Source organism: Pelosinus propionicus DSM 13327 (genome assembly GCF_900114615.1).
In the GTDB taxonomy this organism is placed as follows: Bacteria; Bacillota; Negativicutes; order DSM-13327; family DSM-13327; genus Pelosinus; species Pelosinus propionicus.
This window is the reverse complement of record NZ_FOTS01000086.1, coordinates 1-11,656: the sequence shown is the minus strand read 5'-3', so window position 1 is coordinate 11,656 and position 11,656 is coordinate 1. Positions and strand designations below refer to the sequence as shown.

At 36.8% G+C, this 11,656-nt stretch carries 14 protein-coding genes; 5 read left to right on the top strand and 9 right to left on the bottom strand.

Translation table 11 applies throughout. From position 1 onward, the window contains the following. The first annotated feature begins 106 nt into the window (after window positions 1–106). The 3 genes from BMZ99_RS24835 to BMZ99_RS24825 all read left to right on the top strand — a co-directional run bounded on the left by BMZ99_RS24835 (window position 107) and on the right by BMZ99_RS24825 (window position 1,473). Complete coding sequence (locus BMZ99_RS24835; RefSeq protein ID WP_090944425.1) at window positions 107–805, top strand: hypothetical protein; 699 nt, start codon at window positions 107–109, stop codon at window positions 803–805. Window positions 806–987: 182 nt separating this feature from the next. Beyond that, window positions 988–1,290 (top strand): hypothetical protein, encoded by a 303-nt coding sequence (locus BMZ99_RS24830; protein WP_090944422.1) that lies wholly within the window; start codon window positions 988–990, stop codon window positions 1,288–1,290. A gap of 21 nt (window positions 1,291–1,311) precedes the next feature. Further along, a complete protein-coding gene (locus tag BMZ99_RS24825; RefSeq protein ID WP_245755150.1) occupies window positions 1,312–1,473 on the top strand; it encodes a hypothetical protein in 162 nt (53 codons plus the stop codon). 45 nt (window positions 1,474–1,518) lie between these two features. Here the strand turns inward: BMZ99_RS24825 and BMZ99_RS24820 are convergent, their stop codons facing one another. The 4 genes from BMZ99_RS24820 to BMZ99_RS24810 all read right to left on the bottom strand — a co-directional run bounded on the left by BMZ99_RS24820 (window position 1,519) and on the right by BMZ99_RS24810 (window position 4,431). Further along, entirely contained in the window at window positions 1,519–2,214 is a 696-nt protein-coding gene (locus tag BMZ99_RS24820; RefSeq protein ID WP_090944420.1) for a DinB family protein, read from the bottom strand. 100 nt (window positions 2,215–2,314) lie between these two features. Then, window positions 2,315–2,470, bottom strand: a complete 156-nt coding sequence (locus BMZ99_RS26645) for a hypothetical protein (protein WP_175490703.1) — start codon at window positions 2,468–2,470, stop codon at window positions 2,315–2,317. Window positions 2,471–2,648: 178 nt separating this feature from the next. Next, on the bottom strand, window positions 2,649–3,773 hold the full coding sequence (locus BMZ99_RS24815) for a hypothetical protein (RefSeq protein WP_090944417.1): 1,125 nt from the start codon (window positions 3,771–3,773) through the stop codon (window positions 2,649–2,651). 346 nt (window positions 3,774–4,119) lie between these two features. After that, window positions 4,120–4,431, bottom strand: coding sequence for a hypothetical protein (locus BMZ99_RS24810; protein WP_090944414.1), 312 nt, complete (start codon window positions 4,429–4,431; stop codon window positions 4,120–4,122). A gap of 222 nt (window positions 4,432–4,653) precedes the next feature. On the opposite strand from BMZ99_RS24810, the gene BMZ99_RS24805 reads away from it, so the two are divergent. Then, window positions 4,654–5,184: a GNAT family N-acetyltransferase gene (locus BMZ99_RS24805; protein WP_090944411.1), complete on the top strand. Its 531-nt coding sequence runs from the start codon at window positions 4,654–4,656 to the stop codon at window positions 5,182–5,184. Between the two features lie 108 nt (window positions 5,185–5,292). Here the strand turns inward: BMZ99_RS24805 and BMZ99_RS24800 are convergent, their stop codons facing one another. Further along, complete coding sequence (locus tag BMZ99_RS24800; RefSeq protein WP_245755149.1) at window positions 5,293–6,555, bottom strand: ArsB/NhaD family transporter; 1,263 nt, start codon at window positions 6,553–6,555, stop codon at window positions 5,293–5,295. Between the two features lie 792 nt (window positions 6,556–7,347). Further along, on the bottom strand, window positions 7,348–8,238 hold the full coding sequence (locus BMZ99_RS24795; protein ID WP_175490702.1) for a LysR family transcriptional regulator: 891 nt from the start codon (window positions 8,236–8,238) through the stop codon (window positions 7,348–7,350). A gap of 129 nt (window positions 8,239–8,367) precedes the next feature. On the opposite strand from BMZ99_RS24795, the gene BMZ99_RS24790 reads away from it, so the two are divergent. Further along, window positions 8,368–9,279, top strand: coding sequence for a DMT family transporter (locus BMZ99_RS24790; protein WP_090944402.1), 912 nt, complete (start codon window positions 8,368–8,370; stop codon window positions 9,277–9,279). Between the two features lie 339 nt (window positions 9,280–9,618). On the opposite strand, the gene BMZ99_RS24785 is transcribed toward BMZ99_RS24790, so the two are convergent. The 3 genes from BMZ99_RS24785 to BMZ99_RS24775 all read right to left on the bottom strand — a co-directional run bounded on the left by BMZ99_RS24785 (window position 9,619) and on the right by BMZ99_RS24775 (window position 11,340). Continuing rightward, window positions 9,619–10,149, bottom strand: a complete 531-nt coding sequence (locus BMZ99_RS24785) for a 3D domain-containing protein (protein ID WP_090944398.1) — start codon at window positions 10,147–10,149, stop codon at window positions 9,619–9,621. A gap of 229 nt (window positions 10,150–10,378) precedes the next feature. Further along, window positions 10,379–10,867: a GNAT family N-acetyltransferase gene (locus tag BMZ99_RS24780; protein WP_090944395.1), complete on the bottom strand. Its 489-nt coding sequence runs from the start codon at window positions 10,865–10,867 to the stop codon at window positions 10,379–10,381. A 77-nt stretch (window positions 10,868–10,944) separates the two neighbouring features. Then, window positions 10,945–11,340 (bottom strand): lactate utilization protein, encoded by a 396-nt coding sequence (locus BMZ99_RS24775; protein ID WP_245755151.1) that lies wholly within the window; start codon window positions 11,338–11,340, stop codon window positions 10,945–10,947. Window positions 11,341–11,656 lie beyond the last annotated feature (316 nt).

The window sequence follows — 11,656 nt, the reverse complement described above, 5'->3', positions numbered from 1 at the left end:
TATTTTAGCATCAAGGGGTTCCTTTACGTGTTGAAAAAATAAAATAAGTTTTGTAAACAACGGCGGATTGTTGCTTACAAAACTTATTATACGAGAGAGGTTGAATATGGATTTTATTCTTGGTGGTTATTTTTTAATAAATCCATCTAAAAGAGCTGACTATATGAGTGCAGATTTAGTTCCTAACACCATTTATTCCGTAAGTAATTGCATATGTGATGTTATTCCTAGTATATGGGCTCTTGATTGGGTTCAACAACGGGATGAATCTATTAAGAGAATAAAATCATCTCTTAATTTAGATACAGATGATTTTTTTAAAATTGAAAAATGGGTAACAACTAATTTTAATAAAAATAAAACGGGATGGCAGAATGGTTTTTTTGATAAAGAAACTGCAATTGAATTTCATCATACTTTTTTAAAGAATAATAAAGATATAATTTTACTAAGTATTGGCTTAGGTTCAGAGGACCTTGATTTATTTTTTGACGAAGAGAAGCCACAAAAAGGTATGGGATCTTATTTAGTCTATGACGTTTTAAAACTTAAAAACAATCTCGCCCCAACTAATTGTATCGGTTACGATGTTTTAGGATTTGATTGTGGCCAATTTCATTCTTATTTATGTAATGGACTACAAAAAGATTTTAATAAAGAGTTTGATATGAAGCCTAATGAGTATGGATTCTTTGATAAATATGAATTGGCTAAGACTGCTGCTGATTATGTTTTAGACGGAGGAATTGGTGCTGAGCCGGCACTGTGGCAAGCATGGATGGTTTGTAAGTATGATTTGGATTGAAGTATAGCAAGAGTTATGTAATATGCAGACAGTGACTCCATCCAAACGAACATACCTTCTTCTCCCCTATTCACTTAGCGTGAGGCTAACGAGTTTGCGCGGCAACTGCTGTTGATAATCAGGCTCTTAACTGGACGATTTATCTTAATTCTAAACGCATAACTAGAAATGAGGTGACATTTTTGAATTCAAATAAATTTCAATACGAAAATACGAGAATAGCTGGTAAACTAAAGGAAATTCTAGAAAAAGAACTTGCAGCTGGGAATAAGATTGGCGATATATACGAAGGTGATTGGCCTGAAAAAGGAGCTCTTATGATCTTCTTATCAAAGCCGTTTAAGACACCTATTCAGCACAATATTCCAAACATAAGATATAATTTAACAAATGATCCTCATTACTGGAAAGCCGAATATACTGACATTATCAATAATATCTATCTTTGCTGTAGTTTTGATGGACCTAATTTTGATCCTTTGTAATACGGTTGGGGCTATTACTTTATGATTGAACATACCTTCTTCTCCCCTGGTCGCTTTGAACGTGAGGCAAATGAGTTTGCGTGGCAACTGCTGTTTGATGAAGAGGCTTGTAGAGTTGAATATGATAATGATCTTGGTCGGTATGTGAGGGTACCAGCGAAGCTGTCACCACCCGCAAAGTAAGTGGTGATGGTAAACCTGTTACGATTGGCTTAAGAATGACTGTAATTATCTCTTTAAACACGAATATTGGCATTTCTTTTTTAAACGAATTGAATCATTTATATGTACCATTTGATGTCGAGTTATAGGCATCAACAAAATACCTGCAACATTTTTCCTTCCCCAAAAATCAACTAACCATTTAGAGTCTTTATGTTCTAGGACTGCACCCTCATCAAATATTCGTTGAAGATTCTGAGGATTATTCATCTTTCTCTTTAAATCCGATGGCTCAAATCCTGAAATTATTTCACATGTTTTTCTACCTACTGCAATTCTATAGTTACGTAATTCCTGCATATCAATTCGCGAACTTAAATCCATTATCTCTTCATCTGTCATTGAATTCCCAGCATCCATGATCCGAGCGTTCATTTTTTCTAGCCATTTTTCTGTATTAATAACTTGAGTCTGACTTTCTATCAGAATATTCATGGTGATATCTTCAATTCTCGTTATATGCCATAAATTCCATGCAATAGTGACATCTTTTAGAGAAGGCATACTTCGAAATGTTTTTTCATCTAATCTTTCCCATAATTCATCTTCAAACGTTACTTTTTTAATCAACGACACTTCAGATGAATGAACCATCGCATGTAATTCTAGACATAACTTAATTGCCTCACCAAATTTCCCCGGTTTTAAAACTATGTTCTTAAATAACTGTTGTTGCGCGCCCCATTCTTTTGTGTTGATCATCCTTTTACCTCTTTTTTTATTTGTTTTTAACCGGTGCGCCGAAATGGCGTGCTTCTTGGTGGGTGATCTCCCCTTTTCGCACATTAGGCTGTCCCTACTGTCACTTAATAAGTCCCTGAACAAACTCCTCCAACTTATTGATATCGGTAAAGTTTATGCTAGTTTGCGTAGGTGGATATACTTTGCTAATATAGCTTTTTCCTTTCCTATCTTTCCCATAAAAAGTTTTTTTCATATCCCTTTTAGCATCTTTCATACAACCAGGTCACCTGTGCGCCACCTATGTAGCGAACCACTCGATAGTCACAATGGCTAGTCGGGTAGGCATCACGCTGAATATTAAAGTCTCACGTAAATAGGTGCTATGACGAAAATTCAAACTGCATATTAGTAAATTGTTCTATGAACATATATGCATTAGTAGAAGTGGATGCTTACAAATTATTTTCATGTGCTATAGATTGGACAATCTTGGCGCGCGATTTCGCACGTTTGGCTAATAAAATATCTTCTCTCGTTTGCTCTAACCACTCAAAAAAACGTTGTATCCCATGACGCGTGTTTGCATCATCTCTGCAGTTCATAATAAAAACAAACTGAATTTTTTGTATATTATCTGCCACAAATATACCAAATGGTGCACTAACAACAGTGGCATCAGGACAACCAAGAAACCTTATTGCTTGTGCTTCAGTTGCAGTTTTGTGACATGCAATAATATGAACCGGACCTCCCTGTTTTCGTGTTATTAAAGAAGCGAACATATAGTCTTTAAGGAAGGGCTGTCCAACCATCTCCTTTGCAGCACTGACGCTTAGTGCTGCAGGTATAGCATGCGGAATAAATAAAATTTCAGTTCCGCCAATACTTATAATTGCATTACCATCTATCTCTTTTGATTTTTGTCTTTTCAATATTGCCTCTTTGCACACACGCTCCATTTCTTTCTGCCGTGCAGCAAAGTCTAAGCGGTTCCAATCTAGCGCCTGACCACTGTGAAAACGTCCTTTAGATGATTCGCGAACACCACGATGCACAAGATCAACCAGTGCTTCACGCAAAGCTTCCTTAACTCGCTGCTTAAGTTTCTCAACATTTGAAACTTCACCGCCCCTAAAAAGGCTTTGGCTCACAATATATTCTTGGAAACGTCGATTTCGTTGATCCTGTTCACTTTCACCAATAGCTATATTACCAAGTGAAATAATCCAAACCTTGCTAGATGCCAAAGACAATCCAGTCATCATCTCTGCGTGGCAGATACCAATATCTCCTGAATTTCCAGCCCACCCTGCATTTCCATTAGAAAGAACTAATAGAATGTCGCAATCCTTTACGGCCTCAATACATACCTCCCAACTATCCCAAGTTCCGCCTCTTGGTGGACTCTCTTCATTAATCCAAACTTCAAATATCCTTTTTCCAAAGATTTCAACGGACTCGATCTCTTGTTTCAATTCTTTACGAATTTCTGTAAGTGTTGGATTTTCATCCCCTTCTGGAAAGTGATCATTACATCGGCTAGAAATCATCACGCATATTTTTGAAGATGTAGCCATGGTATACCATCCTCTCTGTCAAATTCTAAATAGCTTAGAGATTTGACTGGTTATCATATTAAATAGCCTTCACTTAGTATGATTTTGCATTATATCTCTTCTCTAATAATCTCCTTTCACCTGCCAAATTTTCAACAATTTGTAAAAATGCAGATAAAAGAAAATACAGCCCTGTTCCACTAAAGGATGGGCTGTATCTTTCTTTTAGACATTGCTTACGTGAACAAGTCATATATAAAAGTCAGCTGACTCATTTATATGCTAAATTCATATTCGGCAGCCAATAATGATACCAGTTAAGTGACCGTTTTCCACCTTGCTTGATCCAATCTTAGTTTTTTACGGTCTAAAATTTTATTATTTTTTTGGCTTGAATATATTTATCTTTCATTTCAATATTTCCATCTTTTTTACATGTCTCAATTTCAATATCTAATGCATTAAGCATTTCGTCTCTGCTTATTATTCTATAATCCCTTTCAAGCTCAGCATCACCTGGATAAAATTCAGGAAATGTCCAATCAAGATAGTATTCATTTTCCTTTGTTATGCCATAAATAATTACTTCTATTGGTCCTACACAATATTTATTTATAATTACTCTGTTTCCATCTTTATCAGGTTCAAAATTAGGATCTCTATACAAAAATTTTGCCATTATAAACCCCCTATACAGCCCCCAGGTGACTGGAAAGCTGTTTGCTATATTTATAACCAAAGCCAGGTTGGCTCCGGGTTATTTTTCTTGTACTAAAAGATAGATATAATCCTTGCCTCATGCCCCTCTGGAACGTCCCCAAGTGTGGTACAATAAAACTTATCAATTAGAGAACTTATCCTGTAAATATGAATTTAATTAAACAAAAAGGCGGTACATTGGATGAGAATTGAAACAGAAAGATTGGTTATAAGAAATTTTAAAGAAAAAGATGCAGCGGGATTATGGGATTATCTCTCCCAACCACGCGTAAATTGCTTTCTTAATGAAAAGCTCAACACATTTGAAGATGCAATTGCTGATGTTAAGCTAAGAAGTAAAGATGAATCACAGTTCGCCGTTTGTTTGAAAGAAATTGATGCAGTTATCGGGAATTTATTCGCAGCAAAAGATGGACCAGATACCTACAGCGTAGGTTGGCAGCTTAATGAAAAATACGAAGGAAAAGGATACGCAAGCGAATCAGCAAGGGGCTTTTTAAATTTTCTTTTTAATGATAAGAATGCAAGACGGATATATGCTTACGTGGAAGATTATAATGTTCGTTCACAAAAACTCTGCGAGCGTCTCGGTATGCGTAGAGAAGCATACTTTATAGAGTTTATATCTTTCATTCAAAACCCAGATGGAACGCCAAAGTACGAAAATACGTTTGAATATGCGATTTTGAAAAGAGAATGGAAAGAAAAGTAAATAGCAGTCAGAAAGTATCAAAAGCAGGTCTTTCACAGGTTTAATAAAACCAATGTTTTTCAACAAATTGTTTGCACCTGAGATTCCAACAATAATACATAACTAAAATCACCGAATAGAAATCAACCATAAATATCCGATAAAGGTAACAAGCAGCGTAAGAGGAAAACCTATGCGAAAATACTCCCGTGCGGTAACATGGACATGATTTCGTTTGGCAATCTCTACCACAATCAAGTTAGCAATAGATCCAGCAATTGTGAGATTTCCGGCAAGAGTTGAAAATAAAGCTAAAGCCTTCCACCATACTTCCATCTCAGTATCTGGAATAAGAAAACGAATTAATAACACCGCAGGGACATTGCTTACCAAATTAGATAAGCCAACGGTTACTATAGCAAAAACGCCTAAGTCGTTCACTTTTGTAAAAGAGAATTGATCAAAAATATAAGAAACTAATCCACTTTCTTCGACTCCAGCAACAATAATAAAAAGACCAATAAAGATAACCAGCAGGTTAAAATCCACACTGGCATACACTTTATTCGGTTCTACTCGTCGAGTCATTAAAGATACTGCCGCACCCAAGCTGGCTACCAATGCTAAATCATAGCCAAATAAATACATAATTAAGATAAATGCCAATATCAATAAACTTTTGATAATCAAATACATATGGGCATTTACGGGAATTTGCTGACTCTCTTTCCAACCGCCATGAAGCTCTTTACGATAATAGAATGCAATCACGATAAAAGTACAAAACAGCCCTAAGATTGCTACAGGAGCTGCAGTGATAAAATAAGACAAAAATGACATCCCTGACAAACTGCCCACCAGTATATTTTGTGGATTTCCTAGTAAAGTCGCAGCACTGCCTATATTAGAAGCCATGGCAACCCCCAAGAGATGTGGCACTGGATTGCAATCAATTTTCTGGCAAAGAAGTAGTACAATGGGCGTAAACAGCAGGCAGACAATATCATTAATCGTAAAAGCTGAGAGAGCTCCGCTTACCAAAATAATAGCAAACAACAAGCTGTTCCTATTGGATACCACCCGCAGCAGATTGTTTCCCACAAACTCAAAAAATCCAGCTAATTTCAAATTCGCTACTAGAATCATCATTGAAAATAAAATGATAATTGTCTTGTAATTTACTGCCGCAGTGGCTTTCTCAAATGATAAAACACCCGTTCCTATCATCGCTACCGCTCCAATGATAGCAGCTCCCGCACGATCCACTCTAAAAAAGGGGCTTTTCCCTAATGTAAAGACCACCAATACAACTCCTAAAATTAGCCCCGCCAATATCATATGTAAGGAATGTTCCATTACTACCTCGCTTTGTGTTATATAAGTCTTTATCACACATTTTCTTGCTAAATCAAACATCAGTAGTTTATTAAGCCTTGATATTCGCTATACTTAGCTTTTCACTAAACATGTTCTACGCTGGTAAGGTCTTCGGCCATTCTTGCGCCTATTATGTCTTACTTGATTAGCATAAATCAATGCAGCTACGACTACAAAAAATACCCTCCCCCGCTTTGCGTTGTCGCCGTGCTTCATAAAACGGAACCTTCACCCAATATATAAGAGGAGTAGTATTTATTATATATTAGGTGGAAGGGACATTCAATTGGTGAAAGTGTTCCCTAACCTTACAAATTCATCCCTATTCACTTAGGAATTTCCTTACTTGACGCTTTGATTTCTTTTGCATTGCTCGCACATCTTGAGGGACCTCTATAGTATTAATTCGGAGTCAGGTCAGTCGAAGCGCATCTCATGGCACGCAGCCCTCACAGAACCGGACAAATGCAAAAAAAACTACTAGTCTCATATTTGCAGGATTGTATGTCATTTTTCTCAGATTATAGCATTTAAAATGTTACTATTATGGACATGGTACCAATAATATGTAGAAATATGAGTACGAAAAAGACACACAGCCTTGCTCCACTAATGGATAGGCTGTGTGTTTCTTTTAAGCAATGATTGCTTGTACGTGAACAAGTCGGATAACCATCAGTTAACTCATTCAGATGTTAAATTCATATTAGGACTTGTTCTATTACATGGCATCACGGTCACTTAAAACACTGTTTACTATAAGGAGAATTATTCTGCGGTTCAATTACACCAAAAGATAAATTCAGATTATACCCAATTTCTTGAATGATTCTTTGCAATCTCAATCCAAACACGCATTGACTTGGAAAGCCATTTATTCTTATGATAAATCAATTGCGTCGACACATTGTCTGATTTCAAATGCAAATCAACCACTTTCAATCTTCCCTCATCAATATCTTTCTTCATCGTAATTAAAGGCAACATAGATATTCCCAATCCATTAATCACTCCCTGCTTGATTGCTTCGATACTCCACAACTCAATCGAATTATGAGGAACTATATGCTTAGACTTCAGATAGTCCTCAAAAACCAGCCTATATATACAACCCTTTGCATTATATATCACACATTCGTTTACAAGCTGATCTGGATTGGATTCCAAGCTATCGATCTTGCAATCAGCGTTGGCCACAAGAACAAAAGACTCATATGCTAAGTGAATTGCGACATAATCTTTGTATTCGTAATCTGCTGCAGTTTGAAAAGCTATATCAATTTCTCCCCTTTTTAACTTCTCATACATAGGGGCATTAGAGTCATTGATTAAAACAATATCAGCCTGCGGAAAGGTTTGTCGATATTCCCGTAAAATAGGTTCCAAACGATATATGGTCAGCGTTTCAGGAGCTCCAATTTTTATTTTCCCTCTTGTTATATCTTGATCCTTTGCCATGTCTTCAATTTGTATATATATATCTGTAATCTGGGACACGTATTTAATCAATTGGTTACCTGTATCGGTAAGTACTATGTTTCTCCCTATTCTGTCAAAAAGTTTTACTCCCAAATGTTTTTCCAGCGCATGAATATGGGATGTTACTGTGGGTTGGCTGTATCCAAGATTATCGGCTGCCTTCGTAAAACTTTGCAATTCTACAATCTTTTTAAATGTTAATAATTGACGAAATTCCATAATCCCCCCCCCAAATACTCCCTGATATAAACCCATTATAAATTTCTATCGATTAGATTTATTATTTCAATTTTTCAAATGAGTTTACCTGCTATATACTCTTAATAAAGGTATTGGGAGGTAAATATTATGATTGATAAAAACGTCTGCATCAAAGTTGTACTTGCAATTTCTGTGACCATTGTACTGTGGGCGTCTGCATTCGTGGGTATTCGAGCCACACTACAAGATTATCAGCCCACTCAATTGGCAGCTTTTCGTTATATAGTCGCCTCCATCATACTTATTCCATTAGCATATAATCGCAAAATACAACTTCCGAAGTCAAAAGATGTTGTCTCCATCACTTTCACAGGATTCTTTGGCTTTACATTGTATAATATTGTCCTAAATTATGGAGAGAAATTGGTTACCGCAGCTTCAGCCTGTTTTATTGTAAATGGAGGAAATTTGTTTACTGCAATACTGGCTGCGTTTCTCCTGAAAGAAAAAGTTCCCCCAGCCACATGGTTTGGTATGATAGTGAGTTTATTAGGAATAGGAATCATTTCATGGGGAGAATCCGGATCACTCATCGTTATAAGCAGCGGCACATTTCTCGTCTTTCTAGCTGCCTTTTTGCAAAGTATGTATTTCATTTTGCAAAAATCATTATTATTGCGATACTCTAGTTTTGAACTCATCTGTTATTCGATATGGATTGGTACCATTGCCCTGCTTCCCATGAGTAGCAACTTACTTCACAGCATTCAATCAAGCTCGATTCAATCGACTCTTTCGGTAATATATTTGGGTATTTTCCCAGCAGTAATTGCATATTTCTGCTGGTCCTACGTACTATCAAATCTAGATGCTTCAAAGGCCACTGTTTATCTTTTTTTAGTACCAATTGTTACTCTATTGATTGGATATTTATGGTTAGGAGAAATCCCCTCACTCTTAGCAATTATAGGAGGATTAATAACTATTTTAGGAGTTGTCATTGCTAAGTACTGGAGAATAGTATTTGACAACTATCTAGAAAACGTCTATAAAAACTGAATTGGAGAATGGATGCAATATCCCTGTTCACTGATTTTGTTGCAAGTAAAAAGTGCCTAACTCTCAACTTTGAAGTTTAGGCACTTTCGCTTTAAGCAACTATACAACTCTCTCTGGCTAATCACAAAAATGTTACTTTAATGGACATGGCATCACTGCCATGTCCAAAGTGGCAATCCTTTTATTTACTAACTTCTGCTAGCATCTGGTATCCTGGTACAAGATAGGTTGTATATTTTTTAAAAAGCACCAAATCATAATCCTCATGAACGCTAAATTCATTTTTTCTGGGACTTGCTTCTATGACTTTTGGTATTCACCGAAGTCCCTCATCTATTCCTACCTATCAAGAACAAATACTCTCACCCCATGGGTACGCCCTAGCTCATATAGCTCTTCGTCTGAAGCGTCTATATGAACATCAAAGATTTTACCTTTAACCGCCCCACCGGTATCTTCTGCGATACGCCTAAACACTCTGCCGTCAGGCATAACAATCTCAACTTCTGAACCTAATGGAACTACATCCGGATCAACGGCTACAGTCCTGCCTGAGGTAGCTGTTGTGCCTGATGCCGTTTTACCCATATCGTTATACCAGGTCACCTGTGCACCGTCTATGTAGCGAGCCACTCGATGTCCACCACGGCTAGTTGGGTAGACATCACGCTGGAGTGCCAGCTCACGCCTTAGAATCGCTATATCTTTTTCCATGTCCTCAACCTTTTGCTGATTCACTTGCGCCTCAGACGTTATTTGTGCTATTCGCGCTTCGTCTGCTTGCTTTTGGTCGATGATTGTTTTGTAGTTGATGCCAGCGCCAAATAGTAAGGCTATTATAATCGTGCCGATAATCAATTTTAGTCTCATCCTATCACTCCTTCAAATGATATATTAAGGCTTAGCTTATATTATAACGATAAAGTGTAAGTAGTATCAATGGATAATATTTCTTATTGCAGTTAGAGGTCATCAAGGTAACTGTTTTTCTTTCTATCTACAACTAAAATAACCAAATTTTACAATAATATGTAAGTAAGTAAAAAACAGCCCTGATCCGCTAATGGGATGGGCTGCCTTTTACGTTTTGATGACATGCTTATAACACAAGAGTCATATCAAACCACTTGGATCCGCCATGCGTCGAATTTGATATTCCGTTATTTTCAAAGCCAAAAGATTCATAGTAATGAACTAATCGCTCTTTGCACGTCAAAATAACATTTTCCTTACCGTTATTTCTGGCAACTTGAATAAATTGCTTCATTAGCTTAGAAGCAACTCCCTGCTTTCTATATTCAGGAATAACATCCAATCCAAAAACAGCTAAATTTTTCCCATCGACTATATGCCCCTCCGTACTATGAAACAATTCATCATATATGACAGAACTGTTAGTAGAACACCCATTAATAAATCCAATTATTATTCCATCTATTTCAGCTACAAGAAAGGATTCCGGAAAAGCGGCAATTCTTTCTTGAAATGATTCTCTCGTCGCTGCCTCCGCTGCTGGAAAGCATATTGCTTCAATTTCAGTTATACGATCTAAATCCTCCAAACAAACGGCTCGAATCATAACTTCCATTTTATAACCTCTTCCCTTTTTTAATTTATGCGCCATAAGCTAATCAAAGCTCGATACTATAAAAGAACCTCGTAAAATTAGTAACCTAACTGCTTACCTACAATAATAACTTTAATACGTCCTTTCGTAAATTGTCGCTTGATAACTACAAAGTCATTACAGATTCTTTCTTCACTTTTACAATCCACACAATATCCTAAAGAAGCACATGGCGTATTTTTCTGTAACCGTTTAGCATCCAGTGGAGCGGCGTAATTACGCACCCTTTTCTCTGCTTCTTCTAAATTTCTCACAATCTTATTGATTCCCGCAACAATAATAACTTGCTCTGGCCCATATATCATAGCGGCAACTCTGCTGCCATTCCCGTCAATGTTGTAAAGCTCACCATCTTCTGTTAAAGCGTTTGTACTACATAAGAAAGTATCAGCACTAAAGCTCCTCCTCGTATAATAAGTTTTGTAAGCAACAATCCGCCGTTGTTTACAAAACTTATTTTATTTTTTCAACACGTAAAGGAACCCCTTGATGCTAAAATATTTGTAAGAGAATTTAGCAAAGGTAACGTCTTATCCTCCTTGCGAAACCTTTTGGTTATTGCTTATAAAGCTTGACGCCTGCCTTATTCATCAAATACCGCTAACACAGATGTTGCGTCTCTGGGCGAAAGGTATCCAGCAAAATGACTTTCACAGATGAATGCTTATTATGCGAGGCTGCGGTCAGTGAATAAGATCAGGGTATTCCTTTTCTATCTTTCTTATTCTCAGCCAGAAAGGTGGTGAGATT